A 20,113-nucleotide genomic window follows, 5' to 3' on the forward strand; every position below is an offset into this window, starting at 1 on the left:
CGATGATTCAATGGCAAAACCAATTAAAGTGAATACCGGTACATCAACTGAACCAATTTGGACTGAAATAAATGTAAGAGCAAATATAGGGACTGGAAAAGATTCTACAGCCGAAGGCTATAATACAAAGGCAACAGGAGATTATTCCCATACAGAAGGATATATGACGACAGCAGCAGGACAATCCTCTCATGCGGAAGGTGCTCTCTCAACGGCATCAGGAAGTTACTCCCACGCAGAAGGTAATAGTGTAGCATCCGGTTCTTATGCACATGCCGAAGGACGAAGTGCAGCATCTGGAAACGCATCTCATGCTGAAGGTTATCATACAAAAGCAGGCGGAAATGCATCACATGCGGAAGGACAGGAAACAAAAGCTCTAAGTACATCTGCACATGCAGAAGGACAATCGACGGTTGCTATGCATGGATATTCATACTCAATTGCAGAGTGGAATACTGAACAAAAAACAATTACTACATATGAAACTATAGATACCAGTATAACTGTTTCAAATTTTGCCCTTATAATTTTACAGGATTCTAATGGTACAACATATACAATTGAGACAATTCTATCTGCAATAGATTATTCCAATAATATAGTTTCTCTAGGAGTAGACATAGATTTTAACAGCCAATTCCCACAGTTTATTGTTTTCCGAGCTGCATCAGATTTTCCGACTCATGCAGAGGGGCAGAGAACTTTGGCATTAGGAAGGGCAACACACGCCGAAGGTGAAAATACAAAGGCGTTGGGTGATTATGCCCACGCAGAAGGATACAACACAGAAGCATCGGGACAAGGCTCTCATACTGAAGGGTCTGCAACGAAAGCTACAGGAGATTTTTCACATACAGAAGGAATTGGAACAATAGCATCGGCAGATTCAACTCATGCTGAAGGTTACGAAACGACAGCTTCAGCAGATTCGGCACATGCTGAGGGAAAATATACAAAAGCGCTTGGGCCAGCTTCCCATGCAGAAGGTCAGAATACAACAGCAACAGGCGCTTCTGCCCATGCAGAAGGTTATAGTACTAAAGCGACTGGCGGATACTCTCATGCCGAAGGTTATAATACAACAGCAGCAGGTAATTATTCGCATTCTGAAGGAACTGCTACGTCAGCATCTGGCAAAGCCTCACATGCGGAAGGAGAGGCAACCACAGCATTAGGGATGTATACTCATACGGAAGGGAAAGGAACAGTTGCCCTATCTGGAACGCAGTATACAATTGCAAGTTATAATTCGCAACAAAAAACATTTGTCACAAAAGAAAACATTGACAACAAATTTGTATCTACGAACATTCCCGTGTTTGTAGCTTTATATGATTTTTATAGCACTCTAACAGTTTCAGAAACGATACCAACGTCGGTTGATTACGTAAATAAAACAATTGTACTAGGAAATTTAAATGTTGATTTACGGTTAAATACACCTAAATATATTATTTCTAAAATCGATAGAGAATATCCGGCTCATGCGGAAGGTTTTTATACTTATTCTTTAGGTCATTCTTCACATACAGAAGGAAAAATGACGTTGGCAATGGGGGATCACTCACATGCTGAAGGAGGTTCGACTATTACTAGTGGTATGTACTCACACGCAGAAGGAATAGTAGCTTTAGCGAGTGGTTTTGCTTCACATGCAGAGGGGAATAGTACAATTGCATCTGGTTTTCATTCCCACGCAGAAGGTCAAAATACAACAGCTTCCGGGGAGAATTCTCATGCAGAAGGTTCCAACACAATAGCATCAAATTTTTACTCTCATGCTGAAGGGAGTCGTACAGCAGCTTCTGGACTAGCTTCTCATGCAGAAGGTTCCAACACGATAGCATCAGGTGATTACTCCCACGCAGAGGGTAATGGTACAAATGCAAATTTTTATGGTTCTCATATCATGGGGCAGTTTGGCGATGCATCAGCAGCCTATTCTTGGAACCTTGCAAATGGTACAAGCACTACAGCTAAAGGACTTGCTGCAAAAATCCTGCAATCAGGAGCAATGTATGCTGATAGCACGTACAATTCAACTGGCGCTGACTATGCAGAATTATTCGAATGGTTTGATGGTAATACAGAAAATGAAGATAGAGTTGGCTATTTTGTAACTCTAGACGGAATGAAAATCAGGAAAGCAACCTCTAATGATACATACATACTTGGAATTGTTTCATCTAATCCTTCTGTTATTGGTGATTCCTCTGGTCTTAGATGGAACGGTAAATACATTACTGATGAATGGGATCGAATACAGCACGAATTTGTAACTATCTCTGCTGAAACAGCAACCGTAAAAGAGCATGTAGAAACTCAAAATGAAGATGGCACGACCACGATAAAAGAAGTTGAGAAAGTAATAGAGGTTATACCTGAACGTATAGAGTGGCAACCGAAATTGAATCCAGACTGGAATCCAGATGAACCATATGTTGAACGGATTATTCGGCCTGAATGGGATGCTATTGGTATGATGGGGAAATTATTCGTTCGTGATGATGGAACATGTGAAGTCAATGGATACGCCAAACCTAATGATGAAGGCATAGCTACTAAGTCTGACTCAGGATATCGAGTTTTAAGAAGAAAATCAACAAATATCATCGAAGTATTGGTAAAATGACAGGAGGAAAATAAAAATGCCTAAAATGAGAGTAAATACGGGAACATCAGCATCGCCCAATTGGACAATTTTAGATGCAAAAGATGCTGATACTGTAGATGGATTACATATGAGAGTTAGCAATAATGTTCTTCAATATTCTAGTAATGGAAGTACATATACGAATGCAGGGATGACAGATAGTGAAAGAAATCTATTGAATACGACCACTGCTACTGCTAACAATGCTCTGCCTAAGTCTGGGGGAGTTATTAGTGGTGACTTGGCTGTTTCTAATCAATTGAAGGTAAGATACAATGGCGCATCTAATATAACTATGCCTATTGGAGACTCTGATACGGGACTTCATTGGGCAGGAGATGGAGTTTTAGAGATTTGGTCTAATAATATACCTGTAGCAAGAACTCAAGATGGCATTCTAAAACTTAGGGGATCAGATGGAGTATATAGAGGAGTGAATGAAATGAATAAAGTCGCAGTAGCGAGTGATAATGTAAGATATTCTGATGCAACAGCTAGATCATTTTATAAAAACAGCCCGTATCAAGGTATGCTTTTTTATAGATTTATTGCTCCAGCTTCTGGGGAATATCGGATAAACGGAACTGTAAATACTAAGAATACTTTAATAGGTGCACCATTATATATAGCTATAACTGCAGATACTGGTTACAATTACCAGCATGATCGTAATGCTAATTTTGTAAGTGCTTCACGTTATACGTACTTAGATTATACAATTCCTGTAGGTACTGTTATAGATCCTAAAAACTCTTATACATTTTATGAATATAAAAATACTACTGTTGTCTATGATTCAGAGCAAAGTGGAAATAGAGATTTTTCATTTACTGTACGTGTATCAGAACCGGGTCCAGTATATTTAATTGTTTCCACTGATGGTCCGTGGTCTACTGGTCAACCAATTACTGTAAGCAATGTTGCTGTTAGATATGATTTAATTAATGTTTAAAATTCACAAGAGAGTTGTCATATCTAATATCGAATTTGGAACTTAAGAGATAATATTACCCAATAAAATACGCATTTCATGAGAAATATGGAGTTAAAAAAGCCTTATATATCAAGGTTTTTTGCTCCATATTTTTTAATTTATCGGAAGCAGGTTGAACAAATGAAGGAAGAATTTTATGAAATTTGTCTGGGGGCATATGAATACCTGATAAAAGTAGTAGAATACGTAAAACTGGTATGGGTTCTACTGTATACTTTTATATCTTACATACTCTTCCCTAATGAATCTTACATCCCCCCTACTCTATCTCTGTTGGGTGCATTAGTTATGGATGTATTCACTAAATATTATGCCATTAGTAAACAAAATGGTGGTTTTAAGCATGCGGTAAAAACTCGGAAAATCACTTCTAATTCGTTTTGGAAAGGCACGAAAAAGAAACTAGTCAGCATGCTGGTCATTATGATTTGTTGCGGGTTGCTTATAAGGTTCACTCCTTTCCTGCCTGAAATTGCAGTTACTGTAACGATAGTTTGCTATGGATTTATGTTTCTACGTGAAATTCAAAGTATTGCTGAAAATATGATTGATGCCGGTCACGATGATATGGTTTGGTTCTTGAACTTGCTTAAACGTAAAAAGAAACAATTCATTGATGAGAACGGAATTGATGAGCAACCAACAGAAGAAATAAATAAACAGGAGGAGTAAAATGAAACAGCAAGGTAATTTCCTATTACTTGAATGCAGTGAATTTAGAGAATGGCTAAAGAAGCAGAGCGTCACTCGTAACATTAGAGTGCTTCAGGTACATCATACAGCCTCTCCCAATTATTCAACCAGAAAGAATCAAGATCATTTTAAGTGTCTTGAAGGAATGAGAAATTATCATATTGATACAAATGGCTGGGCGGCAACTGGTCAAAATATAACTACTTTTGAGGATGGCAAAATTGCTATCTCTTTGGACAGAGACTTGAATAAGACACCTGCCGGGATTAGAAATTTTAATACTGGGTGTATTTGTATTGAGAACATAGGTAATTTCGATAATAGTGGAGATACCATTACGGAGGACCAAAGAAAAACGATTGTCCATTTGTATGCTTGCCTTGCAGAGAAATTTAACATTCCAATAGATACAAATCATATTGTCTATCACGGATGGTTCTCTTATACCGGTACTAGACTTAGTGACTATACTCCCGGAAAATCTAGTAAAACCTGTCCCGGAACTAATTTCTGGGGAGATGGGAATACAATTGCTGCAGCCAAGAAGGGCTTTATTCCTGATATTTTAGCTGAGTATAACCGACTCAAAGGAAAAACAAATATAAACGAGGATGGTCAACAAATGACAGAAGTAGAGAAACAAGAGTTTAATGCGCTGAAGAAACAAGTTGAAGATTTGGTCAATAGTAAAGATTCACTCAAAGAGACAAATCAACAACAAGATGAATATCTTAAGAATGTCGATGAACGTACAAAAGCATTGGAGAATAAGCACTCTCTTTCTGAAATCCCGATTTATGCTAAAGAGGCAATTGAAGCACTCTCTAAATTAACCGATAAAAATGGAAACAAAGTTATCGATACTCCTACAGGAAGAAGTGCAGATTTTTACTCAATCATAACAGTTCTTTATCGTAGCGGATTATTTAAATAAAAAAATATACATAAGGAGTAGATTGAATGGCTGACTATACAGATTTATATGTAATTGGTGGATTAATTTTGTTGGTTACTGGCCTCTTCTTCCTTATTCCTTTCTTGAAAATGAAGGGTATAAAAGTTGAAGAAGTTGCAGATCAAATTTTAGATTCAATTGAAATTGCTGATCTGGTTCTTGCGGTTCTTCCTATTGCTGAGAAACATAAGAATAAGGCATCAGTCGTGTCCGATGTTGCTAAACATGTTATCAAGTATGTCGAAGATTTCAGCAATGATACGCTGACTCAGGAAGCCAAGGAGAAACTTTCAAAAGAGTTAATTGATAAAGTGTTGGCTGAATTAAAAATTGTTCCTACTAATGCACAGAGAAAACTAATCGAAGTTCTTGTGAAGAATGGACTAGGCATTTAAACAGATGTAAACAGAGTTACGAATTGACAATAAAAAAACCGCTTTTAGCAGTTATCGAAGTGTGTTATAATTTAATCAGAGTTTATCCCGTCAAACATGTGCTGGTGTAACCATTCCCAGACCTATAACGGTAAGGCTCTTTTTATTTCAAATATTGCCTCTTCTCCATGTCTTTACCTTACCAAAAACTAAACAAGGGAGAATCTCTTCCTTCCGAAAAAACTATAAATTCTATAATTACATAGATAGCCCTCTTTAAGACTATATCTCTTTGAGGGCTATTTTTATCGTTTTAGTAGTCTAAAATATAAGTTGATTTGAGGATTAAGGTGAATCGAGTTATATACATAGCATGAGAAATAAAAATACTCCTCGATAGGTTCAAGAGGAGTATTTTTATAATTAAGAACTTAGAGTTTCTGGCCTGACTCCAACATCTGATACGGGTACAAGGTCATTAATCTGGATAAGCATAAGATCGTTCTTAGACAATTTAGCATGTTTCCCAATTAATCTCACGGCTTGTTGACGGATGGATTTTTCAATCAAATTTCTTACAAGTCTTGCATTGCTAAAAATTGGTTCCCTAAGTTTTTCAATAATAATTATCTCTTTCAACTTTGTTCTTGCCGACTCACTAAGCATATATTCTCTTTCCTTGACCATCTTATCAGCGATAAGAATTAGTTCGTCTAACTCATAATCACGGAATTCAATTTTCATCGGAAAACGAGAAGGAAGACCGGTATTAGTACACAAGAACTCATCCATCTCATCAGGATATCCCGCAAGAATAATAATTAGATCGTCCTTTTTATCCTCCATAACTTTGACAAGACAATCTATAGCCTCTTTGCCAAAATCCTTTTCGCCACCACGAGCAAGACTGTAAGCTTCATCAATAAAAAGTATCCCACCCATAGCTTTCTTAACTAATTACCTTGTTTTCTGTGCTGTATGACCAATATACTCACCAACTAAATCTGCCCGTTCAACTTCAATTAAATGCCCTTTGCTTAGTAATCCCATTTCTTTAAAAAGTTTAGCAACTATACGAGCAATGGTTGTTTTCCCGGTTCCCGGATTGCCTCTAAATAACATATGGTAAGATTGCGAACCAGCACGCAAGCCAACTTCTTTCCTCATTTTCTCAATTTGCATAAAGGCATAAATCTCATAAATCAGTTCTTTAACCTGTTCCAGTCCAATCATGGAATTCATTTCTTCAAATATGTGATTAACCGATTCAATTTGCTCGTGCTGGATGAAGGGTTCTTTTACTTCTTCCCTAATAGAAGTAATTTCTGTTTGTTGTTTAAAAGTGATATTTATACGTGATTCGTTTACAGTTATTTGTCTAAGACTTTCACCCAAGGATTTCACCTCGCAATTACTAAATGTTTTGGGGCTGTATCGTTATATGCTTCTCAGACGTGCTACAGTCCTGTATAAGACATTTTTGGGGTGCGACCAATACAAAGTTATTAGCCATCGTTTCCTTCGCTTAGAATCTGTCTGCAATAAGCAGGGCTGTAGCCATATGTTTTATAAATCTCTGCAAACGATCTGTTCTCTTGCTTATGCAATTTATAAATTAAGGGATAAAGTTTTCCCCTTTTTAATTTTGCTCTTTCCTTTAGAGTGAATCTTGGTATGTTGTGCTTTTCGAATAATCGTTTGATTATCCACCAATCGATGCTTAGTTTTTCGGCTATCTCCTCAAAAGTCAGCAATTCTTTATGATAGAGGCGAACCATTTCATCGAACTGCTCTTCATAAAGATCAGGTTTAGACTGAAAATCTTCTCCTCCCCACTTCGGCTTGCTTATTTTAATTGAATCATACACATAAAAATCTATACCATCGCCTTTACAAGCGTGTCAATCGCTTCTTTGCCAAAATCCTTTTCCCCGCCTCTTGCCAGGCTGTAAGCCTCATCGACGAATAAAATTCCGCCGAGCGCCTTTTTAACGAGATCCCTCGTTTTCTGAGCTGTATGCCCGATATACTCGCCCACCAGATCGGCGCGCTCCGCTTCAATCAAATGCCCTTTGCTCAGCACGCCCATTCTTTGCAGCATTTTGGCCACAATCCGGGCCACCGTCGTTTTGCCCGTCCCGGGATTTCCTTTAAAGATCATATGATATACGTGCGAGCTGCTCTGCAGCCCGGCATCCGAACGCATTTTTGCAATCTGCAGGAAAGCGTAAATCTCGAATACCAGCTCTTTAATGCTGTCCAGTCCGACCAGTTGGTCCAGCTCTTTTTGAATCTCCTGGTACAGGCTATCGTAAGGCATCTCTTTGACAGCCCCGGCTGTATCGACTTCAGGTGTGCTTGGAGGCTCCTGGCTGCGGATTACGACATTAATCTGTCTGGAAGGTCTCTCCTCCGGCCGCTTACCGGCGGCTGCTCCCCGTCCGTTCATGCATCCATCACCTCGATATTTGTTCGGACTTCGGTCCCTTACCAAATGTATTCAGCGCAGCTTGTTCTTATTAGTATTTTGATTCAAACAGCAGCCGGTCAAGCCGCCATTTCACATACGCCAGTACCTCGCAGCACCTTTCATTTGCGCTTGAACTCTCCGTTGTGAAACCACTCCGCGCGATGACGGAGCGACATCTGAAAAAAAGGAAACATATGCGCATCAATCTGCCGCAGCAGCTCTGCAGCCGTTCTGTTGGCCAATTGTGCTTCGCCAGCCGTAATATGTCCTTTCTGAAGAGCTTCCTGCAGTTCATCCTCATCCACCAGAAACACTTCGCCATTGCCGAGAACCACAATGTCCAGATACAAATCATCGAACCACGGCACACCCTGATCGGTTACGCCCTGACTACGGCATGTATCGATATACCACTCCACAATTTGCTGTTTGTCATTAAACATGGCGGTCACTACATAATGTGCAGCTTTCGGATAATACTGCAGCCAGGAATATCCTTTGTCTGCAATGCAAAAGGTGTGGCTGCCGTAAGTTTTCCACAATGGTTCTTTCAGCCCCAGCATCGTGTACAGTGTTACATATCCGGTAAAAGACTCGCTTTGCACATATTTGCAGGCAAATTTCCGGTTTGTGATTCGCCTCCAATTGGCCCTGTCTCCGAATTTCCGTTTCATTGTAGACTGTCCTCTCCAACATTGGTAAATTCAGCTTACCATATTTGCAGATTACACTCAAAAATGAATTAAACCTGCGGCTTTTCAGCCGCAGGTTAACATAATTTTTCATACGTTATCTATTTTCTCCACTTCCGTCCCCATTACCATTCACTGCACCATTGCCTATGTCCGAGTTATTGTCTTGTGTATTCACAGTCCCGGAGTTCAGTTCACCATCCTGAGTGGTGCTGTTGTCAACCTCTCCTTCCCCTGCAGGCTGATCCTGAATGTTGGGATCAGTTTGCCCATCAGGAACACCTGTTCCGGTGTCTGTGCCGGCGTCTGTACCTGAACCGTCACCGTTACTCTGCCCTGGCGATGTGGTATCTTCAGGAAGGCCGCTGTTCTCCCCGGAGCCGGTTCCGTTATCTGGAACTGTATTGCCCGGATCAACCGTCCCTGTGCCATTGTCAGGAGGCACCGTCTCGCCCTCACCAGACTGATCATCCGTAGAGTTTTCCGGCGGAGCCTGCGCTTCAATGGATATTTGAACCGTACCGGACGGATCTGATTCTCCTTCCGCATTGTAGGCTGTCACATAGTAGTCATATGTGTGGCCTTCAGGCGCATCGATATCTTCCGTATTGGTTACAGACAGACCTTCGATCACAGGCGTAAAGCTGCCCGCGGAAGCTTCCTTTCTATATACCCGATACTGGGCATTCTCTCCGTCCACCGCATTCCAGGTAAGGGATACGATCTGCGTATCCGGGTTGTAGGATGCGGACAATCCCGCAGGAGCGGATAACTTCTGCGGCTCCTCTGGCGGAGCTTCAGTCTCCGGCAATCCTTCAGGCTTTTCAAAATCCTGCACCGGCTCGCCTTCCAGCGCCTGGCTCATCACCTTGGCAAAGAACGCCGCCGCTAGGCTTGAGCTGTTCTTCAGCATATGTTTGCTGTCAGGCTGATCATATCCCATCCAAATGGCACCCGTATATTGAGGGGTATAACCAACAAACCAGACGTCACGGTTGCCGCTGTTGCCTTCAATACCGCTTTGGGTCGTACCGGTCTTGCCTGCCAGCGGTCTGCCAATGTCCGCACGTCTGCCAGTACCGCTGTTAACAACCTCGCGCATCATATCCGTCATCTGGTAGGCCGTTTGCTCGCCCATGACTTCTCTTGCATCAGATTTATGCTCATACACGACGCTTCCTTCGCTGTTCTCGATCTGTTTGATCGAAAAGGCGGACTGGAATTGGCCCTTGTTGGCAAATGCGCTGTAGGCCTGCGCCATTTCCAGCGTGTTTGTTCCTTTACTCATGCCGCCGAGCGCAATGGCCAGCGACTTGTCTTCCTCGGTCATCGTAATGCCAAGCTTTTGCGCAAATTCGTAGCCTGTGTTTACGCCGATTTGGTTGAGCAGCCATACCGCAGGAATGTTCTCCGATTTCGTAATGGCATCCTGCATGCTGATGGTTGAAGAGTAACCGTGCAGGTTCGTCGGGCAATAGTTGCCAAAGCACTGCTTCTCGTTGCTTAACCGTGAATCGGATGTGAAGTTGCCTGTCTCCAAAGCAGGCGCATAGGTAACGATCGGTTTCAGTGCCGATCCGGGCTGTCTGCGGCTGGCATTTACCCGGTTAAAGCCCTGACGCTGGTAATCCCGCCCGCCCATAAGAGCCGCGATGCTGCCGTTCTGGTTGTTCATAATGACCATGGAGCCCTGCACTGGCTTGTCGTCAGGGCTTTTCTCGAACATATCATCGTCCTCGAAAGCCTGCTCAAGCGCATTCTGCGCCTTTTCATCCATCGTCGTATAAATCTTGTACCCGCCAACGTTTAAGTCATCACTCGTTAAATGGGTTACTTCCTCGGCTTCATCCATTACATAGTCGATAAATGCCGTATATTTGGTTTCCGAAGCTGGCGGCTCGTAACCATAGTCCACAGCCTGCGCTTCTTCCATCTGCAGCTTCGAAATATACCCCTGCTCATACATGAGCTGCAGCACAACCCCCCGCCGCTCCTTGGAGTTCTCCGGATTGGAGAGCGGGTTATATTTGGACGGCCCTTTCGGCAACGCCGCCAGAGTAGCCATTTCCCACAGTTCCAGTTTGTTTAAATCGCTCTCCCCAAAATAATATTCGGCAGCGGCTTTAATCCCATAACGCTGATGGCCGAAGAAAATCCGGTTCAGGTACAGCGTCAAAATTTCGTCTTTGGTCATATTGCGTTCGAGAGCCGTTGCGATGGACACTTCCGTCGCTTTGCGGAAAAACGTCTTATCTCTCGTCAAAAACAGGTTTTTGGCCAACTGCTGGGTGATCGTGCTGCCGCCTTCCACAGCCGCCCGGGCGATTACGTCACGAACCGCCGCGCGTCCAATCGCCCATATATCAACGCCCTGATGCTCGTAGAAACGCTTGTCCTCAGTCGCAACAAAAGCATCCTTTAACAGTTTGGGGATCTCTTCGCCTTCAACCGGCTCGCTCTTCTGGATTGAAAGTTCGCCCATCTGCTTGCCGTTGCGGTCGTAAATCCGGGAAGGCTCGTTAACCGAAATTTTGTCCAAATTCGCCTGATATAACTTTTCTCCATTAACCATAACATACAAATAACCTGCCAGTGCTACGATAATCGCAAGTGCCGCCGTAAAGAAGAGCGTCCAGCCGACACGCTTTGCCGTAATTTTCTTCTTCTTGCCCTTCGGCTTGCCCGCATCATTCTGCCGATTGCGATTACCGGATCTGGACAATGAATCGTTTGGCATTCCTCTGACTCCCTTTCGGTGTTGCGTAGTCTTCTCTCTTAATGAAAAGAACAACCTCTGTCAGGTTGCTCCCGTATCCATTTCTATTCAATTAGACGAAATTTAATGCCCAAAAGTTACATCCTGAGGGACTCAGCTCTCGCTGCCGCTTTCCTGCTGCTGCATTAGCGAAACATTCCGCTGCGGTGTAAATGTGGAAATGGCATGCTTGTAAATCATTTGCTGCCGTCCATCGGAATCAATCACAATTGTAAAGTTGTCAAAAGCTTTAATGGTCCCCCGTACCTGGAACCCGTTCACTAAATAAACGGTGACTGGAATGCTTTCTTTGCGAAGCTGGTTTAAGAACGTATCTTGGATGTTGATGGACTTGTTCATTAGCCGTACCCCCAATAATCATTTGAGTTATTCTGAAATGTATTCAAGATCTATCCTGAACTTTCCTGCTGCAATCTTCTTCAATTCGTCGGCAGTTTCTGAAAAATGTGCAGCATTCGTCACATCCATCCACCGGATATCCTTCATGTGCCGGAACCAGGAAAGCTGCCGTTTAGCAAAATGGCGGGTATCTCTCTTCAATAAAGTGACTGCGTCTTCAAGCGTTGCTTCCCCTCGCAGATAGGATGAAATTTCCTTGTAGCCCAGGCCCTGCATCGAGATGGCATCACCTCTGACTCCGCGCTCCATCAAGGACGCCACTTCCTCAATAAGCCCTTGCCGCAGCATGCCATCAATACGGTCTTCAATACGGTTATATAGCATTTGCCTATCCATTGTCAAACCCACGATGCACAAATCATAGGGAGATTCCCTTTTTTGCGCGGCTGCAAGGGAGCTGAGGGGCCTGCCGCTGACATGGTATACCTCTAGCGCACGAATGATCCGGCGGCGGTCGTTCGGATGCAGCTTCACCGCGCTTTCAGGATCCACAGCGGCCAATTTCGCATGCAGCGCCTCGTTCCCCGCGCGTTCGGCGTAGGCAAATTGTTCCTGCCGGAAAGCATCATCCGCACCAACCTCGGAAAAGCGGTATTCATAACAGACGGACTCCACATACAAGCCTGTCCCGCCCACAATAAAAGGCAACCGGTTTCTGCCATGAATCTCCGGAATCAGCCTGCGGCAGTCCTCCTGAAACTCTGCAACCGAATAAGGGTATTCGGGATCATGTATATCAATTAAATGGTGAGCAATGCCTCCCATTTCCTCTTTTTTTATTTTCGCTGTGCCAATGTCCATATGCCTGTAGACCTGCATGGAATCACCGGAAATGATTTCGCAATGAAATGATCGGGCTATTTCAATGCTTAGCTGTGTTTTGCCGATCGCGGTAGGTCCGACCAACACAAGCAGCTTCGGCTTAGGATGTACTGTCAATCTGAATCACTCCGTACACTGTTTTCGTTTGTCCACGCTGTTCAACCTGGAATCCGAGCCGGCTGAATTCACTGCTCTTCCGTTTTTCTTTCATGAGCACGGTCTTTCTTGCCACCCTGCATGCCTCACGGATGCTCTCCGCCTCCAGGGGAGCCGGATTGGCATAGGTCCGCAGCGGCCCGATGGCGCTTGAATCCGCGACAGGGTCACGGAACATCGGATCAAAATAGACGATATCCACGCTGCGGTCAGGAAGGTTGCGGAGCATGTCCAGATGATTGGCGCTCGTGACATGAATGCGCTTGAGGGCCTCATCCACTTCGGGAAAACCGGAGCGGTAATATTTCATCCCTTCCATGAGGAGCGCACATACGGGCCTTGAGCTTTCGACGGCTGTCACTTGACCGCCAGGTCCTGAAGCGACGGAAAACACCAGGGAATCGGCTCCCATGCCTGCCGTGCAGTCCAGCACGGTATCCCCTGCCTTCAGCCTCGCGGCGGTCAGCATCGGGTCTGCCTCGCCCTTTAATACCCGTCGCGCGCGAATATATCCCATGCTGGGGTGATAATCCAGCGTGGGCTGTCCCGGACGGATCAGCCGTACGCCGTCCTGTACAAGCACCAGCACGTCGGAGGCGCCGTGCCGCTTCGCCAGCATGGCTACAGATAGTCGGCCGCGCGGGATGTATGATGCCCCAGTGGCGGCTGACAGCCGCGCTGCCCGCTCCAGTGTCGCTGTACCGGGAGAATCGCCTGTTGTTATGATAAAGCTGTTGCCAGGTTGTTGTAAAGACACTTGGTTTATGACTCCTTATAGAGGTGGTTCAAAAAGTCATCTTTTGATCACGAAGTAAATCAGGAAGCGGACTCGACATCGAATCTTGAATTCAGCCGGGCCTTCCGGTGCTCACGTACCCTAAGTACGCTCCGCTCCTCAGTCCCTGGCTTCATTCAACCTTCTCGGTGCTGAAAACCTGACTTTTTGAACACTCATTTATATTACATCACTCGTTTGAACAGCTTCTCCAGATCATAGGTTGAGAAGGAGACGACAATCGGACGGCCGTGCGGGCAGGTATAAGGCTGCTTGCACTGGCCGAGCCGCTGCAGCAGCACACTCGCTTCCCGCTCGGTAAGCTTCTGATTGGCTTTGATGGATGCACGGCAGGAGCACATGATGGACGAAGCCTCACGCAGCTTGGCCAGATCAATCGTTTTCTCCTGCAGCACCCACTCGGCCATCTCTTCTATCACATCAGACTCCTCCCCTTTGGGCAGCCAATAGGGATAAGATGTGACACGGAATGTCTGTCCTCCGAAATGCTCCAGATGTACACCCGCCTGCTCGAACCAATGCAGCCTGCTCTTCAGCTTTTCTGCATCGGATGGTGTAAATTCGAGCGTAATGGGAAGCAGCAGTTCCTGAGAGGCTGCTGCCGGATTGCCGAATTTCCCGTAATAATATTCATAGTTGATGCGCTCATGGGCTGCATGCTGGTCGATCAGATACAAGCCGCTGTCGTTCTGCGCAATCAGATATGTTCCATGATGCTGCCCGATCAGGGTCAGCTCCGGAAAACGCGGTATTTCAGGCGCGGCTCCTTGAAGTGCCTGCTCTGCTGCAAGCTGCTGTGCCTTCCGCTCCGCCTCCTGCTGGTAGGGTGTCCTCCGTTCCCCTACCTCCAGCTTGTAGGTTGAAGCGGCTGCCTCGCGGATGCCGGACTGCTGTCCGGTGAAGCCCGTCCCGGCCTGTCTCGCAGTCCGCTCATCGTGCTCATCCGTTCGTGAAACGGCAGACTGTGCTTCATCCGCCGCTGCAGGACGATGCCCGGAAGAAGTCCCATACTCTGGTGAAATGGCTGCCGGAGCATCCAAGTCCTCCCTGGCAGCACGGACCGCCCGCTCTTGCGGTTCAGCAAATGCCTGATCTTTTGAAAAATGAAACTGCTCCTGAATGATCGATTTGCTCTCCTTGCTGCCAGGCTCACGCTTGACCGCCTTCGGGATCAGCACCTGCTGCTGCAGGGCTGCCCGGACCGTTTCCTCCACGAATTGATAAAGCTCCGCTTCTTTGCTGAACCTCACCTCAAGCTTGGCCGGATGCACGTTCACATCCACCAGCGACGGGTGCATCTCCAGCCGGAGCACGGTCAGCGGATAACGATTGATCGGCAGCAGCGTATGATAAGCCTTCAGGAGCGCCTGATTCAAGCCAAAGCTGCGGACAAAACGTCCGTTGACCACCGTGGAAATGGCGCTGCGGCTGGAACGGGTCCATTCCGGCTTGCTGATGAAGCCGCTGACCCGGTAGTCCAGGCTTTCGCCTTCCAGGACGAGCATCGCCTTGGCGGCGGATGTGCCGTATACGGCGGCGATGACCTGCAACAGATCGCCGTTGCCCAGCGTCTGCAGCAGCACATTGCCGTTGTGGCGCAGCGTAAAAGCGATCTCCGGATGAGACAACGCCATCCGGTAGAGCACGTCCGAAATGTGGCCCAGCTCCGTCTGAATCGTTTTCATATATTTAAGCCTTGCAGGTGTATTGTAAAACAATTCACGGACCGTAAAATCGGTACCCTGCTGTGCGGCCGCATCTTCATGTGCCACAAGCCTTCCGCCTTCAATGACGATACGCCGCGCGCGCCCGTCATCACTGGCGGAGGTCAGCACCTCGACCTTGGCAACCGCCGCGATGCTGGGAAGAGCTTCTCCCCGGAAGCCAAGGCTTGTAATCTGGAACAGATCACGGCCGTGCGCAATTTTGCTGGTGGCATGCCTGTAAAACGCCGTCTCGACATCGTCGGGCTCAATGCCGCCGCCGTTGTCCAACACGCGAATGCTTGCCAGCCCGCCTTCTTCAACCATGACATCGATGCGCGAGCTGCCCGCGTCAACCGAGTTTTCAAGCAGTTCCTTCACGACGGAAGCGGGCCGTTCAACTACCTCGCCCGCCGCGATCTGGTTGGCGATGTGCTCGTCCAGCACCTTGATTTTCGCCATAACCTTCTCCCTCCCCGTCCGAATGTAATAGGCGGTTACAAATCAACCGCATTATGCTTCAGTTCGTTCAGCAGCTGCATCGCCTGCAGCGGCGTCATATTCATGATATCTGCCTGTTTCACCATCCGGATAATATCCATCACCGCAGGCTCCACGGCTGTCGCCGACTGCACGGGACCTGCCTTCGGTTCGGCCGTCTCTTCTTCACCGAACATGGACAGCTGGACAACCGTTTCCTTAATCTGACTGTTCCGGTCATCCTGATGATTCTTGCTACCGGTATCAGACTGCAAACCGGCAACGGGCATTTCCTGCGCTTCCGGCACCTGCCCGGCAGCGGAGCCTGCAGCCGCCTCCACGCCCGCGGTCACCTGCGCAGCAGCCTGCCCGAAGCCGGACAGCAGCCCGTTGGCCCGGTTAATGATCACGTCAGGCAGACCGGCAAGCCGGGCGCAATAAATGCCATAGCTGCTGTCAGCAGCTCCTGGAATCAGCTTGCGCAGGAAGTTCACCTTGTCTCCGCTTTCCTGTACAGCCATCGAGTAATTGCGCAGCGAGTGCAGGCTTTCCTCCAGATGGGCCAGCTCGTGGAAGTGCGTCGATACAAGCGCCTTACAGCCGATTTTGTCATGCACATATTCGATGACCGCCTGGGCAATCGCCATTCCTTCGCTGGTGGACGTGCCTCTGCCAAGCTCATCAATAATAATGAAGCTGCGGGCGGTCGCTTTCTCCGTCATGACCTGGATATCCGCCATCTCCACCATAAAGGTGCTTTGCCCTCCGATCAGGTCGTCCGCCGCACCGATGCGCGTGAAAATGCGGTCCAGGATCGGTACCTCGGCCCTTGCTGCTGGAACAAAACAGCCGATCTGCGCCATGATGGCAATCAGTGCAACCTGACGCATGTAGGTGCTCTTGCCGGCCATGTTAGGCCCGGTAATCAGCAGAATGCGAGCGGCCGCTTTTTCCAGCCCGGTAGCGTTGGCGATAAAACCTCCGTCCTTCATGACCGCCTCCACGACCGGATGCCGGCCCTGCTCCACTCTGAAATCATACCCGTCCGTCATCTCCGGCTTCACAAACCCGCGCTCCGCGCTGACAGAAGCGAGCGACTGGTAGACATCGATCTCGGCCACCTGCTCGGCCAGCTTCTGCAGCCGCTGGATTTCCCCATTCAGCTTTGACCTTAACTCGCTGAAGAGGCTGTATTCCAGATCAACCATCTGGTCCTCTGCCTCCAGGATCAGTGTCTCCTTTTCCTTCAATTCTGGAGTTATGTACCGCTCCGCATTGGCCAAAGTCTGCTTGCGCTCATACCTGCCTGTCGGCAGTGCGGAAAGGTTCGATTTGGTGACCTCAATATAGTAGCCGAAAACCTTGTTGTAGCCGATTTTCAGGGACCTGATGCCCGTCGCCTCACGTTCCTTCGCTTCCAGCTCGGCAATCCAGCGCTTGCCGTTCACGCTCGCTTCCCGCAGCTCATCCAGCCGTTGGTGATAACCGGCCTTGATAATGCCGCCTTCCCGCACCGACACAGGCGGTTCATCCGCTATGGCCTTATCGATCACGCCTCCTAAATCGGCGCACTCATCCATAGTGTCCGCAATGCTGCGCAGGGTCGCCGAGGGAGACTCGCTGCAGAGCTGCTTCAGCTCCGGGATGCGCGCCAAGGACAGCTTGAGCGCAATCAGGTCGCGCGCATTCGCGTTGCCGAAGGCGATGCGTCCGACGAGCCGCTCCAGATCATAGATGTCTTTCAGCTGTCCGCGCACATCCTCCCGCAAAATAAACTGGTGGTACAGCTTGTCCACGGCTTCCAGACGATCTTCAATAGTGCTGCGCGACAGCAAGGGCTTGTCGATCCATCGCCGCAGCAGCCGTGAGCCCATGGAGGTCTCTGTGCGGTCGAGCAGCCATAACAGGGAGCCCTTTTTCGAGCGCTCCCGCACAGTTTCCACCAGTTCCAGATTGCGGCGGGTAAACGGATCCAGAATCATGAAATGATTCGGCTCGTACGCTGAGATGCTTGTAAGCTGACCGAGCGAACGCTTCTGTGTTTCATGCAGATAGGCCAGCAGCCTGGAGACACAGACACGCCGCTCCGTGGTCGTCCGCGCCCATTCGGCTTCGCCGAACTGCTGCCGCACGAGATCGTCCTTCGCCTTGTCCCATGCCGTATAGACAACCTTGCGGCCCGCAATCGGGCTTCTTGCGGCGATGAGATCAAGCAGCTTTCCGTCCCCGATCATTTCGGAGGGCTCATAAATGTTGACTTCATCCATCAGCCATTCCTCGGAATAAGGCGCGGAGGTCAGATAAAGCTCCCCTGTGGACAAATCGCAGGCAGCAAGGGCCAGCATGCCGCCGCTCTCCGTCACACACACCATATAATTGTTGGAGCGCTCGCCCAGCGCTTTGCCCTCCATCACAGTGCCCGGCGTCACCACCCGCACAATTTCACGTCTTACCATGCCTTTGGTGACGGTCGGATCTTCCATCTGCTCGCAAATTGCAACCTTGTAGCCTTTTTCAATCAGCCGCTGGATATAGTTCTCGGCCGAATGATAAGGAACGCCGCACATCGGGATTTTTTCACCGATTCCCCCGTCCCGTCCGGTCAGCGTAATTTCCAGTTCCTTCGCCGCCAGCACTGCATCGTCAAAAAACATCTCGTAAAAATCGCCGAGCCTGAAAAACAAGAACGCATCCTTTGCCTGTTCTTTTACCTTTAAATATTGCTCGATCATCGGCGTATACTTTGCCATAACTACCCCCACCAAACTTACTCTTTTATAGAATCAATCAGTCCAGTTGATTGTACTTGTATTTCCTGAGTCTTTATTATACCAAAAAAGGCCTCCCGGATCATCGGGGGAACGGAAGGCCCCACAGCGGGCGGATATCCCGCGTCTCATCCCACACCTCCCCGCCGCGGAGGCAGCGGATAAACGGATCTGCAAAATGCCTGTATTCCTGAAAAGAAGGCAGGTGTTCGATGTCGTCCAGGAGCGGCTCCAATGCTTTATACAACCTGGGCTTATCTCCATTATAAAAGGCCTCGTGGATGGCATCCTGCTGTAATGGGCGCTGCGGCAGCTCCCTGTAATGGCGGGCGATCAGATAAGCAAAGCCGATGACACCTTTGGCAAGCAGCGGAGAGACGAGAAAGCTGGGGAGCGTGCGGTATTCGAAGCCCCCGTGGGGCTTGCGGCGGAAATCCCCCAGCGTGCCGTAACGCGGACGCCGCGCATGGGTCCGCTGATCCTCAAGCAGTGCTATCGGAAGCGCAAGGTAATTGTCCAGCACCCGCAGTAGCTCACCGGTAAGCGCAATTCCGCTGAAATGCAGATGGCCGCCCAAGGGCAGCCCGCGCTGCGGCATCCCACCGGCCTGCCAGATCAGCGTCCTGTCCGTAATGCGCCGCGAGGCAGACGCCATCGCCTTCCGCAAGTGGCGCAGCAGTCGTGATGGCTCAGGACTCGGAGCAGGGCGCAGCTCCGCTACCGGGAAGAGCGTCCGCCCGCGCCGTGATACGGCATCACAGCCCGCTTCCCCATGCCTGTCAAGATACCTGGAGGCGGGGACGACCCTCTTCTCGGGCAGCCTGACCAGCAAAAACTCGGGATCCATGCCGATGAGCGGCGTTTCTCCGGCATGATGCAGTTCCTTCTCCGTGGCAGATGCAGCAGAAGATAACCCGGCTTGGTACAGCTCCCTCAAACGGCTGTCGTTTCGCCATGGCTCGGGCCGCACACGGGCCACTCCATATCCGTTCCGGGCAGGCATCAGCACAATTTCTCCGGAATCCATCCCGAGGGTATACAGACTACGCACCGCAAGCCTCCCCAGCCGGGTGTAAAGGAGAGGGCCTGCGGTCGGCAGACTGCTTATTTTCGCTAGCGATGCAAGGCCTGTTCCCATGCTGCGGATTTCCAGTACCTGCAGCCGCTGCACCTGTACAGCGTAACCCAGCGCAAATGTCTCCGGGGCGGACCGCACGGTCAGCATTTCGGCAATCCCGGTCCGGGTCAATCTGCGGCATTGCTCACGGACAGGCATATTTCTGAACACATCCGGTAAACGATCCAATTCCTGCATGCCTCCTGAGCCTCCTGTACGAGCATTCGCCCAAAACATTAAAAAAAGAGGGCATCCGCCCTCT

At 48.0% G+C, this 20,113-nt stretch carries 14 protein-coding genes and 2 pseudogenes; 5 read left to right on the plus strand and 11 right to left on the minus strand.

From position 1 onward, the window contains the following. Positions 1-10: 10 nt before the first annotated feature. The 5 genes from ACE5LO_RS01805 to ACE5LO_RS01825 all read left to right on the plus strand — a co-directional run bounded on the left by ACE5LO_RS01805 (position 11) and on the right by ACE5LO_RS01825 (position 5,693). Positions 11-2,635: a peptidase G2 autoproteolytic cleavage domain-containing protein gene (locus tag ACE5LO_RS01805; protein WP_375518372.1), complete on the plus strand. Its 2,625-nt coding sequence runs from the start codon at positions 11-13 to the stop codon at positions 2,633-2,635. Between the two features lie 16 nt (positions 2,636-2,651). Continuing rightward, the gene (locus ACE5LO_RS01810; protein WP_375518373.1) at positions 2,652-3,608 is read left to right on the plus strand and encodes a hypothetical protein; all 957 of its coding nucleotides are present in this window, start codon (positions 2,652-2,654) and stop codon (positions 3,606-3,608) included. Between the two features lie 162 nt (positions 3,609-3,770). Continuing rightward, positions 3,771-4,322, plus strand: coding sequence for a phage holin family protein (locus ACE5LO_RS01815; RefSeq protein ID WP_375518374.1), 552 nt, complete (start codon positions 3,771-3,773; stop codon positions 4,320-4,322). A gap of 1 nt (position 4,323) precedes the next feature. Beyond that, complete coding sequence (locus tag ACE5LO_RS01820; protein ID WP_375518375.1) at positions 4,324-5,277, plus strand: peptidoglycan recognition protein family protein; 954 nt, start codon at positions 4,324-4,326, stop codon at positions 5,275-5,277. Positions 5,278-5,303: 26 nt separating this feature from the next. Next, entirely contained in the window at positions 5,304-5,693 is a 390-nt protein-coding gene (locus ACE5LO_RS01825; protein WP_375518376.1) for a hypothetical protein, read from the plus strand. A gap of 402 nt (positions 5,694-6,095) precedes the next feature. Here ACE5LO_RS01825 and ACE5LO_RS01830 read toward each other — a convergent pair. The 11 genes and pseudogenes from ACE5LO_RS01830 to ACE5LO_RS01880 all read right to left on the minus strand — a co-directional run bounded on the left by ACE5LO_RS01830 (position 6,096) and on the right by ACE5LO_RS01880 (position 20,049). Continuing rightward, positions 6,096-7,067, minus strand: a pseudogene (locus tag ACE5LO_RS01830) (AAA family ATPase). A gap of 110 nt (positions 7,068-7,177) precedes the next feature. Beyond that, complete coding sequence (locus ACE5LO_RS01835) at positions 7,178-7,540, minus strand: hypothetical protein (protein WP_375518377.1); 363 nt, start codon at positions 7,538-7,540, stop codon at positions 7,178-7,180. A gap of 14 nt (positions 7,541-7,554) precedes the next feature. Further along, positions 7,555-8,121: pseudogene (locus ACE5LO_RS01840) on the minus strand (AAA family ATPase); the annotation flags it as partial. Positions 8,122-8,261: 140 nt separating this feature from the next. Continuing rightward, the gene (locus ACE5LO_RS01845; protein WP_375518378.1) at positions 8,262-8,816 is read right to left on the minus strand and encodes a ribonuclease FAU-1 family protein; all 555 of its coding nucleotides are present in this window, start codon (positions 8,814-8,816) and stop codon (positions 8,262-8,264) included. A gap of 115 nt (positions 8,817-8,931) precedes the next feature. After that, the gene (locus ACE5LO_RS01850) at positions 8,932-11,571 is read right to left on the minus strand and encodes a PBP1A family penicillin-binding protein (RefSeq protein ID WP_375518379.1); all 2,640 of its coding nucleotides are present in this window, start codon (positions 11,569-11,571) and stop codon (positions 8,932-8,934) included. Positions 11,572-11,703: 132 nt separating this feature from the next. Next, a complete protein-coding gene (gene hfq, locus ACE5LO_RS01855; protein WP_375518380.1) occupies positions 11,704-11,949 on the minus strand; it encodes an RNA chaperone Hfq in 246 nt (81 codons plus the stop codon). A 27-nt stretch (positions 11,950-11,976) separates the two neighbouring features. Beyond that, the gene (gene miaA, locus ACE5LO_RS01860; protein WP_375518381.1) at positions 11,977-12,948 is read right to left on the minus strand and encodes a tRNA (adenosine(37)-N6)-dimethylallyltransferase MiaA; all 972 of its coding nucleotides are present in this window, start codon (positions 12,946-12,948) and stop codon (positions 11,977-11,979) included. Beyond that, entirely contained in the window at positions 12,932-13,744 is an 813-nt protein-coding gene (locus ACE5LO_RS01865; protein WP_375518382.1) for a class I SAM-dependent methyltransferase, read from the minus strand. The genes miaA and ACE5LO_RS01865 overlap by 17 nt, the downstream gene beginning before the upstream one ends. 203 nt (positions 13,745-13,947) lie before the next feature. Further along, on the minus strand, positions 13,948-15,948 hold the full coding sequence (gene mutL, locus ACE5LO_RS01870; RefSeq protein ID WP_375518383.1) for a DNA mismatch repair endonuclease MutL: 2,001 nt from the start codon (positions 15,946-15,948) through the stop codon (positions 13,948-13,950). 35 nt (positions 15,949-15,983) lie between these two features. After that, positions 15,984-18,716 carry a DNA mismatch repair protein MutS gene (gene mutS / locus ACE5LO_RS01875; protein WP_375518384.1) on the minus strand — a complete coding sequence of 911 codons (2,733 nt, stop codon included), beginning with the start codon at positions 18,714-18,716 and terminating at the stop codon, positions 15,984-15,986. A gap of 100 nt (positions 18,717-18,816) precedes the next feature. Further along, on the minus strand, positions 18,817-20,049 hold the full coding sequence (locus ACE5LO_RS01880) for a putative amidoligase domain-containing protein (protein ID WP_375518385.1): 1,233 nt from the start codon (positions 20,047-20,049) through the stop codon (positions 18,817-18,819). Positions 20,050-20,113 lie beyond the last annotated feature (64 nt).

Origin of the sequence: Paenibacillus medicaginis (genome assembly GCF_042138635.1) — a bacterium.
In the GTDB taxonomy this organism is placed as follows: domain Bacteria; phylum Bacillota; class Bacilli; order Paenibacillales; family Paenibacillaceae; genus Paenibacillus; species Paenibacillus medicaginis.